A 20,408-nucleotide genomic window follows, 5' to 3' on the forward strand; every position below is an offset into this window, starting at 1 on the left:
GTATGAGAATGAAAAAAGTATTAGCTCTGGTTGTTGCCGCTGCTATGGGTCTGTCTTCTGCTGCATTTGCTGCTGAAACAACTGCTACCACCGCGCCAACTGCTGCAACGACGAAAGCGGCCCCGGCGAAAACCACGCATCATAAAAAACAGCACAAAACTGCGACGCAGAAAGCGCCAGAACAGAAAGCTCAGGCTGCTAAAAAACACACCAAAAAAGCAGCAACTAAACCGGCTGTAGAACAAAAAGCGCCAGAACAGAAAGCTCAGGCGGCGAAAAAGCACACCAAAAAAGCAGCAACCAAACCTGCTGCAGAACAAAAAGCTCAGGCCGCTAAAAAACACACCAAAAAAACCGTAAAACACGACTCCGCGAAACCAGCCGCTCAGCCTGCTGCATAACACACCTGTAGACACTATGGCGCCCCCACGCCGTAGCATACGGCGCTAAATCATCCAGATTTGGCGCCGCCTTTCGGAGGGTAAAATGGTGTCACATTACCGCTTTGAGTTCATTTTTACGGCCCTGATTATTTGTGCCCTCATCGCCATGCATTTTTATCTTTCCTGAGTGTAGTTATCTGATTTTACTCCCACTTTCCCGCCGTCCCGTCTATAGTATTAACTGAGGGTTTGCTGTTAAAAATCATAATTCCCCACCAGAGTGTGATATGCATAAAACCATTGCTATGTTACTGGGTTCAATTTTTTTAACTCCTGTCGTTGCGCATGCGGAACAGCCAGCAACGTCCAGCGCTGAAGCAGAAAACATAAAAACGCTGTTTTTTGGACATGACGATCGCATTAAGGTGACTGACCCAACGCAATCACCATGGGACGCTATCGGACAACTGGAAACCGCCAGCGGTAATCTGTGTACCGCTACGCTCATTTCCCCCCATCTGGCTCTGACTGCCGGACACTGCTTACTTACGCCGCCAAAAGGAAAACCTGATAAGGCCGTAGCGTTACGCTTCGTGTCGAAAAAGGGTATCTGGCGTTATGAAATCCACGGAATTGAAAGCCGGGTTGATCCTTCGCTCGGCAAACGTTTAAAAGCCGATGGTGATGGCTGGATTGTGCCCCCCTCCGCCGCCCCATGGGATTTTGGTCTGGTGGTGTTGCGTTATCCACCTTCCGGTATCACGCCACTGCCATTATTTGAAGGTGATAAAGCGGCGTTAACCGCGGCGCTGAAAACCGCGGATCGTAAAGTCACGCAGTCAGGCTATCCGGAAGATCATCTTGACGATTTGTACACGCATCAGGATTGCGTGGTAACCGGCTGGGCGCAAAATACCGTTTTGTCACATCAGTGCGATACGCTCCCGGGCGACAGTGGGTCGCCATTGATGCTGAAGACGGATTCCGGCTGGCAATTGATTGGCGTACAAAGCTCTGCTCCGGCGGCGAAAGATCGCTGGCGGGCAGATAACCGCGCGATTTCCGTGACCGGATTTCGCGACAAACTGGAAGCGCTCGCCAAGGGATAACACATGCTGCCCGCATTAACGGGCAGCACTTTTATCAGGCTAGTTTTATCATGATCATTCCGGCCAACAGCAATGCCACGCCGATCCAGCCTTTATTGTTCAGACGCTGACCAAACAGCACCCAGCCTGCGGCTAACGTCGCGGCAATCCCGAATCCGCCCCATAAGGCATAGGCGACGGAGAGATCGATGCCTTTTACCGCCTGCGACAGCGCACTAAAAGCCGCTAAAACTGCAGCCAGCGAGAGCACGCCATAAGCCTTGCGGCGAAAACCATCAGAAAACTTTAAAAAGACGTTAGCCACGATTTCCAGAACGATGGCCATGCCAAGCCACGCGCCGTGTACCCATTCAAACTGCTGCATGGGTCACCTCTCTGCCCGCTTTTGCAGGTTTTCGTGTACCGGATTTAATCAGCACAATACCTACCACCAGCGAGACCAGACCAGCCACCTTCATCGTGGACAAGGTTTCGTCAAATAGCAGCACGCTAAACAGCGTAATAAATAAAATACCGATACCTTCCCATAAGGCATAAGCTACGCCGAGGGCAATTTTTTTAACGGCAAAACTGAGAAAAATATACGATAAGGCGATCATTACCAGCATTAAAATAAAGCCCGCATTACCATGGCCCACGCTCGCCCATTTCATTGACAGCGTACCGGTAATTTCAGCCGCGATGGCCAGACCTAATAATATCCAGTAAAACATGATGCTTCTCCTGCTTGAGAATATAGTCCTTTGGGCCTACTGCATGCAGTAAACCAAAAAATAAAATCAGTTAGCTCAGCGCACAGCGCCAGCTCAGGCAGAAGAAGGGACTAAAGCGCGTTGCGCCAGTGTTGCTCACCCGCAAGCAGGAAAGTGGAAGAGGTACGAAGAAGTGTAGGTAAAAGCAAAAACATCCTGAACATATTGTCCATAATATTACAATTATCCGCAGTGTTGCTTCTCATCATCGCGGATGATAATTGTCCTCGGTAGTTAAACACAGATGATTTGTATCATAGGTTCATTACGAACTCAAAGCCTTTTCACTTCTTTACCAGCCCCGTTTGATTTTTGTTATAACGGCTCGAGGCAAATCACATTATTATTCAGATTCAAAAATTAAAAACGCAGGAATACACATGGCGAAACCGATCATCACGCTTAACGGGTTAAAAATAGTCATTATGCTGGGCATGCTGGTTATCATACTGAGCGGCATCCGCTTTGCCGCAGATATCATTGTGCCCTTTATTCTGGCATTATTTATTGCCGTTGTGCTGAACCCTGTGGTGCAACGCATGGTGAAACTTCGCATACCGCGCGTATTCGCAGTGTCATTGCTGATCGTCATTATTGTGATGCTAATGGTGCTGCTATTAGCCTACTTAGGTACATCCTTAAATGAGCTTGCGCGGACGCTACCGCAATACCGTTCTTCACTGGTTATCCCGCTGAAAAATCTCGAGCCGTGGCTACAGCGCGCAGGGATCGGCGTTTCGGTAGATGAGCTCGTCAAATACATTGATCCGAACGCGGCTATGACGCTGGTCACTAATTTACTGACGCAGCTGTCTAATGCCATGTCATCGATATTTTTACTGCTGCTGACGGTGGTTTTTATGCTGTTGGAAGTCCCGCAACTGCCCAATAAACTAAAACAAATGATGAGTCGGCCCATTGAGGGAATGGCGGCAATTCAACGCGCCATCGACAGCGTATCCCACTATCTGGTACTAAAAACGGCAATCAGCATTGTGACCGGTCTGGTCGCCTGGGGCATGCTCGCCGCCCTCGACGTGCGCTTTGCCTTTGTCTGGGGATTGCTGGCCTTTGCCCTTAACTATATTCCTAATATCGGTTCCGTACTGGCAGCCATCCCCCCTATTGCTCAGGTGCTGGCATTTAGCGGTCTTTACGACGCCCTGGTGGTGCTGGCGGGTTATCTGGTCATTAACCTGGTGTTTGGGAATATCCTCGAACCGCGGATTATGGGACGTGGGCTTGGGCTGTCCACGCTGGTGGTGTTTCTGTCGTTGATCTTCTGGGGCTGGTTGCTGGGTCCTGTGGGGATGCTGCTTTCTGTCCCGCTGACCATCATCGTTAAAATTGCGCTTGAGCAAACCAACGGCGGGCAAAGCATTGCCGTTCTGCTTAGCGATCTCAACAAAGCGTAAATTGTCGCCCCGCCTGCGCGGGGCTTTCGTTTATCGTTTAGCACGTAGCGCCAGGGTGGCACTCAACAACGTAAATAACGCAATTATCCACGCCATGGTCCATGGCGTGCCGTCACTGAAAGCGGCCAGCAGTAATGATGAGATGATCCCGCTACCGTACTGTAATGCGCCAATCAGCGCGGAGGCTGAACCAGCGATGTTCGGTACCGCATCCAGCGCTGCGGCCGTTGAGGTGGCCGCAATAATGCCGTTCATTGAGAACAACAGGAATATGGTAATGATAATGGCCACAATTCCCCCGGACTCCAGCTTAACCAACAGGGCAAGCGCAACCGCAGCCAGCGCCGCCAGCATCGTCGCATATTTCAACAGTTGCTCCAGGGGATGCCGTTGCACCAGCCTACGGTTTAACACGCTCATCGCCATGACGCCGACAATATTTAGCGCAAACAGCCAGCCATAATGCTGAGGATCAACATGGTAATAGCTAATATAAACAAATGGCGATCCGGTAATAAACGCATACGCGCCGACGTAATAAAACGTCAGGCTCAGGGTGTAGCGCATAAAACGCCCATTAGATAACAGGGAACGGTAATTACGAAATGCGCCCGTCAGAGAAGCTTTCACCCGTTTTGCTTCAGGTAGTGTTTCTGGTAGCCAACATAAAGAGACACACATTAGCGCGCCAATCAGCACCAGCAGCCAAAAAACTGCGTGCCAGGTGCTCAGGCGAATAATTTGCCCGCCAATCAATGGCCCAGCTATCGGCGCAATCGCCATTATCAGCACCAGCGTCGAGAGCATTTGCGCCGCACGGGTACGCGCAAAGAGATCGCGGATCATTGCCCGGGCCAACATAGGCCCAGTACAGGCGCCAAGGGCCTGAAATACCCGCCAGAAAACAATCTGCGTGATGCTTGTAGACAACGCACATCCTGCAGACCCGATGATAAAAAGCACCATGCCAATAAACAGCGGTTTACGCCTGCCCAGATGATCGCTGATCGGTCCCCAAATCAGCTGTGCGATAGTAAAACCTACCAAAAATCCGGTGATCGTAAGTTCTACATTGCCATGTAAATCCGTGGCCATTGTCGGCATTGCCGGAAGATAAATATCGGTAGAAAGTGAGGTAAAGGCCATCAGGCCACTGAGGATCAGAATAAAACTAAGGCCGGTGTGGCTTGCTGTAGCCACCGGCGATGCCTGTTCATTTTTACGCATAGCGCTCTGTCATGTTGAAGAAACAGACCGCAGTATATATGCGACGTATTGCGGTGATTAGAGGGCTAAAACGGCATAAGTTTATGAACCATAATCATGAATAATGGCAACGTTAGCGGCAGATATTGTGATTCAACGCCAGTATTTGCTATCCAGAAATGAATTTAACTCATAGGTCCATGCGGGATTCACAGACTAATAGTACCAACAGAAAATTGCTAATCTGCGGTCAATACAAAGATGAATGCTCAGGAGAATCCCATGAATACAAAAGTACTAAATAACGGTGTTGAGATGCCCTTGCTTGGTTTTGGCGTTTATCAAATGACCGATGCCGCCGAATGCGAGCAAGCCGTACGGGATGCCATTGATTCAGGTTATCGCCTGATTGATACCGCTGCCTCATATCTGAATGAAACTCAAGTAGGGAACGCACTCAAGCAAAGCAGTGTGCCACGTAATGAGCTTTTCGTGACCACCAAGTTGTGGTTACAAGATGCAAGCTATTCCGGCGCAAAAGCGCAATTTACTCGGTCCCTGCAACGCCTTCAGCTTGATTATATTGATCTTTATTTAATCCATCAGCCCTATGGAGATGTACATGGTGCCTGGCGCGCTATGGAGGAGTTATATGAGGAAGGAAAAATCCGTGCGATTGGCGTGAGTAATTTTCATCCGGATCGACTGGCTGATTTAATGGCCTTCAATCGCGTGATTCCTGCCGTAAACCAGATTGAGGTAAACCCATTCCATCAACAGCCACATGCGGTTGCCTGGATGCAGAGCAGAAACATTCAACCACAAGCCTGGGCACCGCTCGCCGAGGGACGTAATGACCTGTTTCAGAACCCGGTTTTAGCGGCTATTGGGGAAAAATACGGCAAAAGCATTGGTCAGATCGTGCTGCGCTGGATTTATCAGCGCGGAATTATTTCACTGGCGAAAACCGTGCGTAAAACGCGTATGACCGAAAATATTCAGGTGCTGGATTTTAGCTTAACCCCGGAAGAAATGACGCAAATTGCCGCCATGGACAGCGGAAGCAGCGCGTTTTTCTCGCATCGAGATCCGGCTCGAGTGGAATGGATCACCCAGCGGAAGCTGGACGTTTAAAAAAACGGCCTCCGCAGAGGCCGTCTTACTTTTAACTAGCGATTACAGCGCCTTCAGAATCGCATCCACGCTGGCCTTGGCATCGCCAAACAGCATATGGGTGTTTTCTTTAAAGAACAGCGGGTTTTGTACGCCAGCATAGCCGGTGTTCATTGAACGTTTAAACACGATAACGTTCTGCGCTTTCCACACTTCCAGCACTGGCATACCGGCGATCGGGCTGCGTGGGTCATCCTGCGCCGCCGGGTTTACCGTATCGTTGGCGCCAATAACCAGTACGGTGTCGGTGTCGGCGAAATCATCATTGATTTCATCCATTTCCAGCACGATGTCATATGGCACTTTGGCTTCCGCCAGCAGCACGTTCATATGACCCGGCAAACGCCCTGCTACCGGGTGGATCCCGAAACGCACTTTGATGCCACGGGCACGCAACTTCTCAGTGATTTCCGCCACCGGATATTGCGCCTGAGCCACCGCCATACCGTAGCCCGGAGTGATGATCACGGAGTGCGAGTTCTTCAGCATTTCTGCTGTGTCTTCTGCATTAATCTCCCGGTGTTCACCCACTTCTTCATCAGAACCCGTAGATGAGCCATCAGAACCGAAGCCGCCCGCAATAACGCTGATGAACGAACGGTTCATTGCCTTACACATAATGTAAGACAGGATCGCACCGCTCGAACCTACCAGCGCACCGGTAACGATCAGCAGATCGTTGCTGAGCATAAAGCCTGCCGCTGCCGCCGCCCAACCTGAATAGGAGTTGAGCATTGAAACGACTACCGGCATGTCTGCCCCACCGATGGACGCCACCAGATGCCAGCCAAAGGCCAGCGCGATGATGGTCATCACCAGCAGCGCCAGAACCTGCAGGCCAACGCTTTCAGTACGAACAAACACCACCAACAGCAAGAAGGAAACGACCAGCGCCGCGAGATTCATCTTGTGACGATTTGGCAGCATTAGCGGTTTAGAGGAGATCTTGCCGCGCAGTTTGCCAAAGGCCACCACGGAACCGGTAAAGGTCACCGCACCGATGAAGATACCGAGGAACACTTCCGTCAGGTGAATGTTCACCAGAATCGGTTCCAGGCCCGTATCGTGATACAGGTAGCTGTTAAAGCCCACCAGTACCGCCGCCAGACCAACGAAGCTGTGTAGAATCGCCACCAACTCCGGCATCTCGGTCATCTCGACTTTTTTCGCCAGGCGGATACCAATCGCGCCGCCGATGATCATCGCCACCAGGATCCAGGCAACATTGCCGGTATCCGGGCCAAAAATCGTCGCAATCAGCGCAATCGCCATCCCGGCGATACCGTAGTTGTTACCCTGCTGCGAGGTTTCGTGTTTGGAAAGTCCCGCCAGGCTGAAAATAAACAGGATCGCGGCAACAATGTATGCAGCTGTAACTAATCCTCCAGACATATGTTACCCCTTAGTTTTTCCGGAACATTTTCAGCATGCGCTGAGTCACGGTGAAGCCACCGAAAATATTAATGCTGGCAATAAGCACCGCGATAAAGCTCAGGAAACTCACCCAGCCACCCTGGCCAATTTGTAACAACGCACCGACAACAATGATCCCGGAGATGGCGTTGGTCACGGACATCAGCGGAGTATGCAACGCGTGCGACACATTCCAGACCACGTAGTAACCCACCACGCAGGAAAGCGCGAACACCGTAAAGTGACCGAGGAACTCTTTCGGGGCGACGTCGGCAAGCCAGCCAAACAAAATGACTACCAGCGCCATCAGCGCATATTTACGCCATGGTGAAACAGGTTTTTTCTCTTCTTTCGGCGCAGGAGCCACTTTTGGCGCAGCCTGCGGCTGAGCTGAAACCTGAATCGGTGGCGCAGGCCAGGTGATTTCACCCTCGCGAACCACCGTCACGCCACGCACCACCACGTCGTCAAAATCAACGGTAATGTTGCCGTCTTTCTCTTTGCACAACAGTTTGAGCAGGTTGACGAGGTTGGTACCGTACAACTGGGAAGACTGCGTCGGCAGACGACCAGGCAAATCGGTATAACCGATAACCTTCACACCGTTCGCAGTGGTAGTCACCTGGTTTGGCACGGTATATTCGCAGTTACCGCCATTTTGCGCGGCGAGATCGACAATTACACTCCCCGCTTTCATCGAATCAACCATTTCGCGGGTGATCAGTTTCGGCGCTGGTTTGCCCGGAATCAATGCCGTTGTAACGATAATGTCGACATCTTTCGCCTGAGCGGCGAAAAGCGCCATCTCGGCTTTGATGAATGCTTCGGACATCACCTTAGCGTAGCCGTCGCCGCTGCCCGCCTCTTCTTTAAAGTCCAGTTCGAGAAATTCAGCGCCCATACTCTGAACTTGTTCTTTCACTTCCGGACGGGTATCAAACGCGCGGACGATAGCGCCCAGGCTGTTTGCCGCCCCGATCGCTGCCAGCCCCGCCACACCAGCACCAATCACCATGACCTTGGCAGGTGGAACCTTGCCCGCGGCGGTGATCTGTCCGGTAAAGAAACGGCCAAATTCATGTGCGGCTTCAACAATGGCGCGATAGCCGGCAATATTCGCCATCGAGCTTAAGGCATCAAGCGACTGCGCACGCGAAATACGCGGCACGGAGTCCATCGCCATCACCGTAACATTGCGCTCTGTAAGCTTTTGCAGCAGCTCCGGGTTTTGCGCGGGCCAAAGAAAACTCACCAACGTCGTGCCCGGATTCAGCAACGGAATTTCCGCCTCTTCCGGCGCATTGACCTTCAGAATAATCTCTGACTGCCAGACAGCATTCCCGTCCACAATTTCTGCGCCTGCCTGCACAAACGCGTTATCGTCAAAACTCGCCAGTTGACCTGCGCCGCTTTCAACCGCGACGCTAAAACCCAGCTTCAGCAGCTGCTCAACCGTTTTCGGCGTAGCTGCGACACGGGTTTCATTGGTTAACCGTTCTTTTGGTATGCCAATTCGCATAATGTTCCCTTCCATCTGTATTTATGATGATGGTTTATCAATGTTCGCACGAGGCATGCGCGCACTCTCGAAAGAGGTCAGTGTTACCTCAATAAAATAAAACAGTAACAAACTCTGTATAACCTACTGAAAATGGAGCCTGTGATCTAGCGCCAAAAAACAGTATTTATTATGAAATTCGCAAAACAGGGATGAATTCGCCCGCAGACAGGGATAATGCCCTTTAAATAGCCCGCAATGGCTGATAATTCGCTCAAGCGAAGCGGCAAAACATGATTAAGCGCCACCAGAGAACAATTGATTAACATTAAATTAACTTATGAAATTCAACTGTTTTATCAGTTTTAGCCTCCAAACGCCGAATTTTTGGACATATCACAAAATGTTATCGACACTGTTACACCCTGTGGCACGATGAGTGAAAAATGACGCAGACACTGACACAATTTAAATGCAATAATCAGCGACGTTTCTAGTCAATAACAATACCAGTACCTGGTTTGCGCAAGGCGAAGGATTATTTTTATGAAGCTTAAGAACACTCTCCTGGCGTCCGCACTTATTTCTGCGACTGCTTTTTCTGTAAATGCAGCGACAGAATTGACGCCGGAGCAAGCTGCTGCCCTGAAACCCTATGACCGCATTGTGGTTACCGGTCGTTTTAATGCGATCGGCGACGCGGTGAATGCCGTATCACGTCGTGCAGATAAAGACGGTGCAGCCTCTTTTTATGTTGTTGATACCTCAGATTTTGGCAGTGGCGGTAACTGGCGCGTTGTAGCCGACATCTATAAAGCCGACGCTGAAAAAGCGGAAGCATCCAAAAACCGTATCATTAACGGTGTGATGGAGTTACCTAAAGATCAGGCCGTTCTGATAGAACCTTACGATACCGTTACGGTGCAGGGCTTCTACCGCAGCCAACCTGAAGTGAATGATGCAATCACCAAAGCGGCAAAAGAGAAAGGGGCTTACTCCTTCTATATCGTTCGCCAGGTCGATGCCAACCAGGGTGGTAACCAGCGTATTACCGCATTCATCTATAAAGCGGATGCGAAAAAACGCGTAGTACAAAGCCCTGATGCAATTCCGGCTGATTCTGATGCCGGTCGCGCCGCGTTAGCTGCAGGCGGTGAAGCTGCGAAGAAAGTTGAGATCCCGGGCGTTGCGACTACCGCATCTCCGAGTGCTGAAGTTGGTCGCTTCTTCGAAACGCAATCCACCAAAGGTGGACGTTACACCGTCACGCTTCCGGATGGAACGAAAGTTGAAGAGCTGAACAAAGCGACTGCTGCAATGATGGTTCCGTTCGACAGCATCAAGTTCACCGGTAACTACGGTAATATGACCGAAGTCTCTTATCAGGTTGCCAAGCGCGCAGCGAAGAAAGGCGCGAAGTATTATCACATTACTCGCCAGTGGTCAGAACGTGGTAACAACATGACCATTAGTGCTGACCTGTATAAGTAATATCCTGCTCTATCAGGTCTACAGCTCTTGTAGACCTGATAATTTTTCCTCGTTAAATCCTCAGTCCGAACAAAAACACGAATATTAAGACAACTTTTCACACTATTAGTCACAAATCTCTCTATCCCCATTGCATGCGTTCTCTTCTCTCCGTAAAATCCCGCGCCTTAGTGGCTTTCACCATTTTTATGCGGTTTGCCAAAATAATTATTCTCTCACTCTCGTTTTAGTAACTGGATACAAATGGAAAAGAAATTGGGTCTGAGCGCACTGACCGCGCTGGTTCTAAGCTCAATGCTCGGCGCTGGTGTTTTCAGCCTGCCACAAAATATGGCGGCGGTTGCCAGCCCGGCTGCATTACTGATTGGTTGGGCGATTACCGGTGCGGGTATTCTGCTGCTCGCCTTTGCCATGCTGATCCTGACGCGTATCCGACCTGATCTGGACGGTGGAATTTTTACCTACGCGCGCGAAGGTTTCGGGGAACTGATTGGCTTCTGCTCTGCATGGGGATACTGGCTGTGCGCCGTTATCGCTAACGTTTCGTATCTGGTTATCGTCTTCTCTGCGCTCAGCTTCTTTACCGACACGCCGGAATTACGCCTTTTTGGCGATGGTAATACCTGGCAGGCTATTGTTGGCGCATCAACGCTGCTGTGGATCGTCCATTTTCTGGTGCTGCGTGGGGTGCAAACCGCAGCCAGCATTAATCTGGTTGCGACCCTGGCCAAATTGCTGCCGCTTGGCCTGTTTATCGTGCTGGCGTTCATGCTATTTAAACTCGATACCTTCAGTCTGGATTTTACCGGCGTCGCGTTAGGCGTCCCCGTCTGGGAGCAGGTCAAAAACACTATGCTCATTACCCTGTGGGTATTCATCGGTGTGGAAGGCGCAGTGGTGGTTTCCGCCCGCGCACGAAACAAACGCGATGTCGGACGCGCCACGCTGCTGGCGGTGCTTGCTGCGCTGGGCGTTTATCTGTTGGTCACCCTGCTGTCGCTGGGTGTTGTCGCGCGTCCAGAACTGGCAGAAATCCGCAACCCATCAATGGCCGGTCTGATGGTTAAAATGATGGGACCATGGGGCGAAATTATTATCGCCGCGGGCCTGATTGTCTCCGTTTGCGGTGCCTATTTAAGCTGGACGATTATGGCGGCGGAAGTGCCGTTCCTCGCCTCTACCCACAAAGCGTTTCCACGGATCTTCGCGCGTCAGAATGCGCAGGGTGCGCCATCCGCGTCGCTGTGGCTGACCAACATCTGCGTCCAAATCTGTCTGGTGCTGATCTGGCTCACAGGTTCCGACTACAATACGTTACTGACCATTGCCTCAGAGATGATTCTGGTGCCCTATTTGCTGGTCGGCGCATTTTTGCTGAAAATAGCGACCCGTCCGTTGCATAAAGCAGTTGGTGTCGGTGCGAGCATTTATGGCATATGGTTATTGTATGCGTCAGGTCCGATGCACTTGCTACTGTCTGTGGTGCTGTACGCGCCAGGACTACTGGTTTTCCTTTATGCCCGTAAAACACACGCGCATGAAAATGTATTAAAACGTCAGGAGATGGCGCTGATCGGCCTGCTGCTTATTGCTGCAGTTCCGGCGACCTGGATGTTGGTGGGGTAACGCTATCCCCATCGTTTGCGAAACCTGGAGATTACGATGGGTAAAAAGCCCCCTTTGCCGATTCTTATCACTGGAGGAGGCCGTCGCATCGGCCTCGCCGTCGCATGGCATTTTCTCAATCAAAAACAGCCAGTTATTGTCAGTTACCGGACTCATTACCCGGCCATTGATGGCTTGTGCGAAGCTGGCGCGTTGTGTATCCAGGCTGACTTTTCTACCGATAAAGGCGTGTTAGCCTTTGCTGATGAGGTTAAAAGGCAGACGAACGGTTTGCGCGCCATTGTGCATAATGCCAGTGCCTGGGTGGCAGAAAAGCCGGGCACGCCGCTCACCGAAGTGCTGTCGGCCATGATGCAAATTCATGTCAATACGCCCTACTTACTCAACCACGCCCTGGAAGAGTTGTTACGCGGTCACGGACATGCAGCCAGCGATATTATCCATTTTACGGATTATGTTGTAGAGCGTGGCAGCGACAAGCACATTGCTTATGCTGCCAGTAAAGCGGCGCTGGACAATATGACTCGCTCATTCGCCCGCAAACTGGCACCAGAAGTCAAAGTGAATGCGATTGCCCCCTCGCTGATCCTATTCAACGAGAGTGACGATGCTGAATATCGCCAGCAGGCTCTGAATAAATCATTGATGAAAACGGCGCCCGGTGAAAAAGAAGTCATTGATTTAATTGACTATCTATTGACCAGTTGCTTTGTCACAGGCCGTAGTTTTGCCCTTGATGGCGGGCGTCATCTGCGTTAATGCAGTTTTATCCAACAAAAAATCAGCAACCACGCGCTCAGGCTCCAGCACACCACTGACCCGCCGAGCGCGACGGGTAAGCGCATAAATCCAGTGAAATACCACAGCGAAACGAGGTAGACAAAATAGGGAATAATTGACCACATGCTGAATACAATGGTGGTACGCAACGCCTCGATCCCACGTTCACTGGCCACGATATAATGGGCAATCAACGCGAATGTCGGGAACAGCGGGATTAATCCAGCAATATAGTAATTCTTTGTTTTAGCGAGCAAACCAATCAATACGACCACCAGCGCACCCAGCGCCGCTTTGATAACGAGTCCCATCACCCTGCCTTAACACATCAATAACATCAGCCCCTAGCATAACGGAAGCGTTCTTGTTTAGAAAAGATTAATGGAAGGAAAAACGAGGGCGGTGTATGTTGGCGTTTTATATTCAAAATGAATGATATGAACACCATCGTATTTGTTGAAGATGATCCCGAAGTTGGCTCGCTGATTGCCGCCTATCTGGCCCGGCATGACATTGAGGTTATCCTTGAACCTCGTGGTGATTTGGCTGAGGAGAAAATCCTGCAAGTTCGACCCGATCTGGTGTTACTAGATATCATGCTGCCGGGCAAAGACGGGATGACAATCTGCCGCGATTTACGTGGACGCTGGCAGGGTCCGATTGTCCTGCTGACCTCTCTGGACAGCGACATGAACCATATCCTGGCGCTGGAAATGGGTGCCTGCGACTACATCCTTAAAACAACGCCTCCGGCCGTGCTGCTTGCACGGCTACGCCTGCATTTGCGTCAGAGCGAACATTCAGCCCAGTCTAAAGGTATTCAGGCAACGACCATCACACCGCATACCACGCTACGCTTTGGTACACTCACTATCGACCCAACCAACCGCTCCGTGCTACTCGGCGGTAAGCAAGTCTCTCTTTCCACCGCCGATTTTGAATTATTGTGGGAGCTGGCAACCCATGCCGGGCAGATTATGGACCGCGATGCGTTGCTGAAGAACCTGCGCGGTGTAAGCTATGACGGTATGGATCGCAGCGTCGATGTGGCGATTTCCCGGTTACGTAAAAAACTGCTCGATAACGCCATAGAGCCCTATCGAATCAAAACGGTACGTAACAAAGGTTACCTGTTCGCACCGCACGCCTGGGACGATGAATCTGACAAGTAAACCCATCGGGCCGTATCCCGCTTATACGGCCCCACAAACGTGACAATGTCACAGAAAACTATTAATCGGCTTTCGCTTGTATCTCAACTGAACGTCAGTCCGTCGTATTTTTTCCAACGATAATTCACTGCGGAAATAATCCAGCAGCCGATGAAGACGCCAATAATCACGAAGCCGACATTCCCCATGTGGTCGCTCAAATTACTGACTGTGTCCCACAATCCCCCCTGGAGTGAAAAGGCATCAGACAGCAGTCCCAGCGCCTCCAGTCCACCGATGAATAGCGCAACAATCACCGAGGTTCCGGTGATTGTCATATTGTAATAAAGCTTGCGCTGCGGCTTATTAAACGCCCATCCGTAGGCCTCAACCATCAGGATGCTGTCGAGGCAATCAATCAGCGCCATACCGCAGGTAAACAGCGCCGGGAAAACTAATATTGACCAGACCGACATGCCACTGGACGCGCTTGAAGCGGAAATACCCAGAAGAGAAATTTCAGTGGCAGTATCAAAACCCAGGCCAAACAAAAAACCGACAAAATACATATGCCAGTCTTTACCTACCAGGCGGAAAGCTGAGCGAAAAATCCAGTTCAATGGACCTGTAACAGCAATCTCTTCCGTGTTGCCAGCGTAAGTACCGGTGCGTTTAAGATGGCGAAAAGCCTTCCAGACATGGCAGAAAATAATGAGATTAATGGCAGCCAGAATCAGCAGAAATGCGGCAGAGACCATGGTACCGATAAGACCGCCGACATTCTGAAACCATGCCATATGCTGCTTAAATACGCTGGTGGTCAACGCAATGCCAATGCTTGCCAGCACCACAATGGTAGAGTGACCAAGTGAAAACCAGGCTCCCGTCGTCAGGGCGCGTTTTTTCTGTTGCATGAGTTTACGCGTCGCACTGTCTATCGCGGCGATATGGTCGGCATCCACGGCATGGCGCAAACCATAGCACCACGCGATTAGACTCAGCGCCAGTAACGACGTGTTGTTGCTAAACGCGGTGAAAGCCCACAGCCACGCCACAATGTTTGCCCCGATGAGTAAAACCATCAACGAAATAATATTTGGGCGTTTTTTTAATATTGAAAACAATGCGTTCATTGTTTCCAGCCAGTCAAATTTGCGCTAAACAACACACCACACCGCCGTTCACTGATTAATTAACAAAACGTTTATCAGGCTAATGATAACTCTTAAGAATTACCAACCCAGTGTCTTAGATCAAAGTTGATTACCACCTGATGCGAGTTCCTCCATCGCTAACTCCGCGATGCGCGGGGGTATAGCCGCGCAGTCCCCCTCTTGCAGAAACCGACTTTAATTTCGAAATCAAGAATCAGCATTGATGCAATCAGGGGAAGATTATAGACCAGAGCACTAACGGGCACATTCTTATGTCTCTGTGTGCCATGCTGATTGTGGTTGTTAAATGAGGAAGACGCGATGATCGTTTTATGCAAAGCCTGCGGGACATCCTATGAGAAAACGAATTCTCATCCACATCATTGCGCTATTTGTAATGATGAACGCCAGTATGTCCCCGCGACAGGGCAGAAATGGATCGATTTTGCCGCCCTTTGCGCTTCACACACAAATAAGTGGCAACAACACAACAGCGATCTTCTCAGCATCCACACCGTTCCTGATTTTGCGATTAATCAGCGCGCGTTTATCCTGCTCACTCCCGAGGGCAATATTTTGTGGGACTGTATTGCCACACTCGATGACGCCACGAAAATGCTAATAACGTCTCTGGGCGGGCTTAAGGCTATTGCGATATCACACCCTCACTACTACACCACTATGCAGGACTGGGCTGCAGAATTTAATGCCCCAATTTACCTCCATGCCAGTGATAGCGAGTGGGTAATGCGCGACAGCCCGTGGATTAAATTTTGGCAAGGCGACACCCTTGAACTGGCCCGAAACGTCAGTGTTATACGACTTGGGGGACATTTTTCCGGCGGCTGTGTTCTGCACTGGGCACGAAATGAAGGCCTGGTGCTTTCCGGCGACATCGTTCAGGTCACACCAGGGGCGCACGCCGTCTCCTTTATGTGGAGTTACCCCAATATGCTGCCGCTGCCAGCCGCTACGGTCAGCGACATCACCCAGCGCCTGAGTATGGTGAAATTTAAACAACTCTACGGTGCATTTGAGGGAAAAGATATTACGGACAATGCCGATGAAATCGTACGCCGTTCAGGCGAAAAGTATATCTCCTGCCTTAGATAATCGGGCCGTTTACTCTCCCCCTCATTCAGGAAGATGAAAATGGATAGAACTGATAAACCGCCCCCATCAGCGAGAGACTGACTATCACACTGATAATAAAATAGGTTTTGAATGGTTGCTTTTGTGTTTTATGGCGGAAAATTTGTTGACCCGCTATCGCACCAACCCACCCGCCAACAACACCAAACATCAGCAATGTAGACTCAGGCACCCTGCGCCAGGCCTGACGCGCGGCCATTTTGTCCACGCCGTATAGCGCCATCGTTAGTATATTGGCAAGTATGAGCCACATAACCCAGGGATGTGCGGTGAAAATACAGCCTGTTGCTGCGAAAATGAGTAGCAAATAACAACAACGATTGAAATTCATATTTTTATATCACAACAATTTTGAGAGTATCAGTACGCATTATATTGCGTATTCGGTGATTTTATATGAAGAAGCTGTTTGTACAGTTTTATCTCCTGCTGTTTGTCTGCTTTCTGGTGATGACCCTGTTGGTCGGCCTGGTATATAAATTCACCGCAGAACGCGCGGGCAGGCAGTCGCTCGACGATTTAATGAAAAGCTCGTTGTACCTGATGCGCAGTGAGCTGCGCGAGATCCCACCACGTGACTGGGGTAAGACGCTAAAGGAGATGGATTTGAACCTCTCTTTTGATCTGCGCGTTGAACCGCTGAATAAATACACGCTGGACGCCCCAACCATGCAGCGCCTGCGCGAAGGCGATATTGTCGCACTTGACGATCAGTACACTTTTATTCAACGAATCCCGCGCAGCCATTACGTGCTGGCCGTTGGCCCGGTTCCCTATCTCTATTTTCTGCATCAAATGCGCTTGCTGGACGTCGCGCTGATGGCGTTCATTGCCATTTCACTGGCCTTCCCGGTACTTATCTGGATGCGCCCCCACTGGCAGGAAATGCTCCGACTGGAAGCCGCAGCACAACGTTTTGGTGAAGGGCATCTGGGTGAACGCCTCCATTTTGATAACGGTTCCAGTTTTGAGCGTCTTGGTGTGGCGTTTAACCAGATGGCGGACAATATCAATGCGCTGATCGCCAGTAAAAAACAGCTTATCGATGGTATTGCCCATGAGCTTCGGACTCCACTGGTACGCTTACGTTACCGACTGGAGATGAGTGAGAATCTCACCGAGCAAGAATCTCAGGCACTGAATCGTGACATCGGCCAGTTAGAAGCGTTGATCGAAGAATTACTGACCTACGCCCGGCTGGATCGCCCCCAAAATGAATTGAAGCTCAGCGTACCCGACCTGCCCCTTTGGCTGACAACCCATCTTGAGGATGTGCAAAGCGTCAATCCTGACCATGCTGTGCGCCTTCGCCATCTTCAGATTGGCGACTACGGTGCGCTGGACATGCGCCTGATGGAGCGCGTGCTGGATAATCTACTGAATAACGCCCTGCGCTATTGCCAGTCGACAGTACAAGCCAGTCTGCGGCTGGACGGTAATCAGGCAACGCTGATCGTGGAAGACGACGGCCCTGGTATCGCACCTGCGGCGCGCGAACAAGTTTTTGAGCCATTTGTACGCCTCGATCCTAGTCGTGACCGGGCGACCGGTGGTTGCGGGCTTGGGTTAGCCATCGTCCACTCGATCGCATTGGCTATGGGCGGTACGGTCGTTTGCGATGAAAGTGAACTGGGCGGGGCCCGTTTTTCTTTCAGTTGGCCCGTCTGGCATAACATTCCTGAATTTCCCACTGCCTGACCCATACCGCTCGGTGGTCAGGCGGCAGATGTTGTGCTATAAAAAAGTATGTTGTAACTAAAATGGTAAAACACATGGCCCGTTACGATCTCGTTGACCGTCTGAACAGCACCTTCCGCCAGATGGAACAGGAACTGGCGCTTCTGAGCGAAAATTTGTTGCAGCAGACGCTGCTGATTGCGCGCGTGTTCTCGTTACCAGAAGTCGCCAAGGAGGCAGAACATGCCCCTTTGCAGAGCATCGATGTAAAACAACATTTAGGCAAAGAAGCTGAATCACTGGCACTGCGTCACTATCGCCATCTGTTTATTCAGCAGCAATCTGAGAACCGCAGCAGCAAAGCGGCCGTCCGTCTTCCTGGCGTGTTGTGCTATCAGGTGGATAACGCGGCACAGTGTGCTCTGGAAGAACAAATACAGCGTATTAACCAGTTGAAAACGACGTTTGAGCGCATTGTCACTGTGGAATCTGGACTGGTGCCGGCGGCACGTTTCGAATGGGTGCATCGCCACCTGCCAGGACTGATTACGTTGAATGCCTATCGTACGCTCACGCTGGTGAAAGAACCCGCCACTCTGCGCTTTGGCTGGGCTAACAAGCACATCATTAAAAACCTGATGCGCGATGAAGTCCTACAGCAACTGGAAAAGAGTCTGACGTCGCCGCGCAGCGTACATCCCTGGACGCGTGAAGAGTGGCAGGCAAAGCTGGAGCGGGAATATCAGGACATTGCAGCTCTGCCACAGCAGGCAAAACTGAAGATTAAAAGACCGGTAAAAGTGCAGCCCATCGCTCGCGTGTGGTACAAAGGAGAACAAAAACAGGTGCAATACGCCTGCCCGACGCCATTGATTGCGCTAATCAACAACGACAACGGCATGACAGTACCCGATATCGGCGAGTTACTGAATTACGATGCCGACAATGTTCAGCATCGTTTTAAACCTCAGGCGCAGCCGTTGAGATTGATTATTCCCCGACTGCACCTGTACGTTGCTGATTAACTGCCTGGTCGCATGCTGCCAACCATCAGTTCTGGTCGTACCCAACTGTCGAACTCCGCTTCGGTTAAATATCCCAGCGCAAGGGCAGATGCTTTTAACGTCAGCCCTTCCTTATGCGCTTTTTTGGCTATCTCAGCGGCTTTGTCGTAACCGATATGGGTATTGAGTGCGGTAACCAGCATCAGCGACTCGTTGAGTAACTGGTCGATTCGCTCACGATTGGGTGCAATACCCGTCGCGCAATGCTCGTTAAAGCTTTCCATCCCGTCCGCCAGCAAACGCACTGATTGCAGGAAGTTGTGGATGACCATCGGTCGATAAACGTTAAGCTCAAAGTTACCTGACGCCCCGCCCATATTAATGGCAACATCATTGCCCATCACCTGGCAACAAAGCATGGTCAGCGCCTCACACTGAGTCGGATTGACTTTACCCGGCATAATGGAGCTACCCGGTTCGTTTTCAGGAATTGAAATTTCACCAATACCACAACGCGGACCGGATGCCAGCCAACGCACATCGTTGGCGATTTTCATCAGTGACGCAGCCAGCCCCTTGAGCGCTCCGTGGGCGTGAACCAACGCATCGCAGGTCGCCAGTGCTTCAAATTTATTCGGTGCAGTAACAAACGGCGCGCAGGTAATGACCTTCAACTCATCCGCGACCCGACGCGCATATTCAGGATGGGTGTTCAGTCCGGTTCCCACCGCCGTTCCCCCCAACGCCAGTTCCGCCACATGGGGTAAACTGTTTTCAATGTGTCTGAGGTTATGTTCGAGCATTGCCACCCAGCCGGAAATTTCCTGGCCAAGCGTAAGCGGGGTTGCATCTTGCAGATGCGTCCGGCCAATTTTGACGATATCGGCAAACGCGTGGGATTTATCACTGAGCGTTTTGGTCAACACCGTTAATTGCGGGATCAGTGACTTGCGCAGCGCCAGCAGCGCGGCAACATGCATCGCTGTCGGAAAGACATCATTCGAGCTTTGGCTTTTATTAACATCATCGTTGGGGTGAACTTTTCGCTCCATTCCCCGTACGCCGCCCAGCAATTCGCTGGCACGGTTTGCCAGCACCTCATTCATATTCATATTGCTTTGCGTGCCGGACCCCGTCTGCCAAATGGCCAACGGAAACTCATCCCGATGTTTGTCCGCCAATACCTCATCTGCGGCCTGCATAATCGCGGTGGCTTTATCTTCCGCCAGCAGCCCGAGATCTAAATTAACCTTGGCAGCCGCCCGTTTCGTCAGCGCCAGCGCATGGATCAGCAAGACCGGCATTTTCTCCGTAGAGATACGAAAATGCTCCAGCGAACGTTGGGTTTGCGCCCCCCAAAGCTTATCGGCAGGAACATCAATTGCGCCCATTGAATCATTCTCGCGGCGTACCGTTACCATTAC

20 protein-coding genes are annotated in these 20,408 nt (G+C 50.9%); 11 read left to right on the plus strand and 9 right to left on the minus strand.

The window, feature by feature from the left end; all coding sequences use genetic code 11:
• Positions 1 to 8 precede the first annotated feature (8 nt).
• Positions 9 to 401, plus strand: a complete 393-nt coding sequence (gene asr / locus FDW96_RS08690; RefSeq protein ID WP_061381381.1) for an acid resistance repetitive basic protein Asr — start codon at positions 9 to 11, stop codon at positions 399 to 401.
• Between the two features lie 269 nt (positions 402 to 670).
• Positions 671 to 1,492, plus strand: a complete 822-nt coding sequence (locus tag FDW96_RS08695; protein ID WP_137365547.1) for a serine protease — start codon at positions 671 to 673, stop codon at positions 1,490 to 1,492.
• Between the two features lie 34 nt (positions 1,493 to 1,526).
• Here FDW96_RS08695 and mdtI read toward each other — a convergent pair whose 3' ends face one another.
• Positions 1,527 to 1,856, minus strand: coding sequence for a multidrug/spermidine efflux SMR transporter subunit MdtI (gene mdtI, locus FDW96_RS08700; protein WP_038640477.1), 330 nt, complete (start codon positions 1,854 to 1,856; stop codon positions 1,527 to 1,529).
• Positions 1,843 to 2,208, minus strand: a complete 366-nt coding sequence (mdtJ, locus tag FDW96_RS08705) for a multidrug/spermidine efflux SMR transporter subunit MdtJ (RefSeq protein WP_167371265.1) — start codon at positions 2,206 to 2,208, stop codon at positions 1,843 to 1,845. Before mdtJ ends, mdtI begins: the two co-directional genes overlap by 14 nt.
• Before the next feature lie 416 nt (positions 2,209 to 2,624).
• Here mdtJ and FDW96_RS08715 point away from each other — a divergent pair, with 416 nt between their 5' ends.
• Entirely contained in the window at positions 2,625 to 3,659 is a 1,035-nt protein-coding gene (locus FDW96_RS08715) for an AI-2E family transporter (RefSeq protein WP_042308562.1), read from the plus strand.
• 30 nt (positions 3,660 to 3,689) lie between these two features.
• On the opposite strand, the gene FDW96_RS08720 is transcribed toward FDW96_RS08715, so the two are convergent.
• Positions 3,690 to 4,886 carry a multidrug effflux MFS transporter gene (locus FDW96_RS08720; RefSeq protein WP_042308565.1) on the minus strand — a complete coding sequence of 399 codons (1,197 nt, stop codon included), beginning with the start codon at positions 4,884 to 4,886 and terminating at the stop codon, positions 3,690 to 3,692.
• Positions 4,887 to 5,147: 261 nt separating this feature from the next.
• Here FDW96_RS08720 and FDW96_RS08725 point away from each other — a divergent pair, with 261 nt between their 5' ends.
• A complete protein-coding gene (locus FDW96_RS08725; RefSeq protein ID WP_042308567.1) occupies positions 5,148 to 5,999 on the plus strand; it encodes an aldo/keto reductase in 852 nt (283 codons plus the stop codon).
• 42 nt (positions 6,000 to 6,041) lie between these two features.
• Here FDW96_RS08725 and pntB read toward each other — a convergent pair whose 3' ends face one another.
• Positions 6,042 to 7,430 carry a Re/Si-specific NAD(P)(+) transhydrogenase subunit beta gene (pntB, locus tag FDW96_RS08730; protein WP_038640472.1) on the minus strand — a complete coding sequence of 463 codons (1,389 nt, stop codon included), beginning with the start codon at positions 7,428 to 7,430 and terminating at the stop codon, positions 6,042 to 6,044.
• Between the two features lie 10 nt (positions 7,431 to 7,440).
• Positions 7,441 to 8,970 carry a Re/Si-specific NAD(P)(+) transhydrogenase subunit alpha gene (gene pntA / locus FDW96_RS08735; protein ID WP_137365548.1) on the minus strand — a complete coding sequence of 510 codons (1,530 nt, stop codon included), beginning with the start codon at positions 8,968 to 8,970 and terminating at the stop codon, positions 7,441 to 7,443.
• 525 nt (positions 8,971 to 9,495) lie between these two features.
• Between pntA and ydgH the strand changes: the two genes are divergently transcribed.
• The 3 genes from ydgH (at position 9,496) to folM (ending at position 12,825) form a co-directional block, all read left to right on the plus strand.
• Positions 9,496 to 10,440: a DUF1471 family protein YdgH gene (gene ydgH, locus FDW96_RS08740; protein ID WP_042308569.1), complete on the plus strand. Its 945-nt coding sequence runs from the start codon at positions 9,496 to 9,498 to the stop codon at positions 10,438 to 10,440.
• A 243-nt stretch (positions 10,441 to 10,683) separates the two neighbouring features.
• A complete protein-coding gene (locus FDW96_RS08745) occupies positions 10,684 to 12,066 on the plus strand; it encodes an amino acid permease (protein ID WP_042308571.1) in 1,383 nt (460 codons plus the stop codon).
• 36 nt (positions 12,067 to 12,102) lie between these two features.
• Complete coding sequence (gene folM / locus FDW96_RS08750) at positions 12,103 to 12,825, plus strand: dihydromonapterin reductase (protein WP_061381385.1); 723 nt, start codon at positions 12,103 to 12,105, stop codon at positions 12,823 to 12,825.
• Here the strand turns inward: folM and FDW96_RS08755 are convergent.
• Positions 12,822 to 13,157 carry a GlpM family protein gene (locus FDW96_RS08755; protein ID WP_032939759.1) on the minus strand — a complete coding sequence of 112 codons (336 nt, stop codon included), beginning with the start codon at positions 13,155 to 13,157 and terminating at the stop codon, positions 12,822 to 12,824. The two genes, folM and FDW96_RS08755, sit on opposite strands and share 4 nt — an antisense overlap.
• A 126-nt stretch (positions 13,158 to 13,283) precedes the next feature.
• Between FDW96_RS08755 and rstA the strand changes: the two genes are divergently transcribed.
• The gene (rstA, locus tag FDW96_RS08760; RefSeq protein WP_162267373.1) at positions 13,284 to 14,018 is read left to right on the plus strand and encodes a two-component system response regulator RstA; all 735 of its coding nucleotides are present in this window, start codon (positions 13,284 to 13,286) and stop codon (positions 14,016 to 14,018) included.
• 83 nt (positions 14,019 to 14,101) lie between these two features.
• Here the strand turns inward: rstA and FDW96_RS08765 are convergent, their stop codons facing one another.
• Positions 14,102 to 15,130: a HoxN/HupN/NixA family nickel/cobalt transporter gene (locus FDW96_RS08765; RefSeq protein ID WP_061381386.1), complete on the minus strand. Its 1,029-nt coding sequence runs from the start codon at positions 15,128 to 15,130 to the stop codon at positions 14,102 to 14,104.
• 342 nt (positions 15,131 to 15,472) lie between these two features.
• Between FDW96_RS08765 and FDW96_RS08775 the strand changes: the two genes are divergently transcribed.
• Positions 15,473 to 16,264 (plus strand): MBL fold metallo-hydrolase, encoded by a 792-nt coding sequence (locus tag FDW96_RS08775; protein ID WP_137365549.1) that lies wholly within the window; start codon positions 15,473 to 15,475, stop codon positions 16,262 to 16,264.
• Between the two features lie 25 nt (positions 16,265 to 16,289).
• Here the strand turns inward: FDW96_RS08775 and FDW96_RS08780 are convergent, their stop codons facing one another.
• On the minus strand, positions 16,290 to 16,634 hold the full coding sequence (locus FDW96_RS08780) for a DUF1294 domain-containing protein (protein WP_137365550.1): 345 nt from the start codon (positions 16,632 to 16,634) through the stop codon (positions 16,290 to 16,292).
• Positions 16,635 to 16,699: 65 nt separating this feature from the next.
• On the opposite strand from FDW96_RS08780, the gene rstB reads away from it, so the two are divergent.
• Both rstB and tus read left to right on the plus strand, forming a co-directional pair.
• A complete protein-coding gene (rstB, locus tag FDW96_RS08785) occupies positions 16,700 to 18,001 on the plus strand; it encodes a two-component system sensor histidine kinase RstB (RefSeq protein ID WP_061381389.1) in 1,302 nt (433 codons plus the stop codon).
• A gap of 74 nt (positions 18,002 to 18,075) precedes the next feature.
• A complete protein-coding gene (gene tus, locus FDW96_RS08790) occupies positions 18,076 to 19,005 on the plus strand; it encodes a DNA replication terminus site-binding protein (RefSeq protein ID WP_137365551.1) in 930 nt (309 codons plus the stop codon).
• Here the strand turns inward: tus and fumC are convergent.
• A complete protein-coding gene (gene fumC / locus FDW96_RS08795; protein ID WP_042308585.1) occupies positions 19,002 to 20,405 on the minus strand; it encodes a class II fumarate hydratase in 1,404 nt (467 codons plus the stop codon). The two genes, tus and fumC, sit on opposite strands and share 4 nt — an antisense overlap.
• Positions 20,406 to 20,408 lie beyond the last annotated feature (3 nt).

This window comes from Citrobacter sp. TBCS-15, from assembly GCF_005280815.1.
GTDB classification, from domain to species: domain Bacteria; phylum Pseudomonadota; class Gammaproteobacteria; order Enterobacterales; family Enterobacteriaceae; genus Citrobacter; species Citrobacter werkmanii.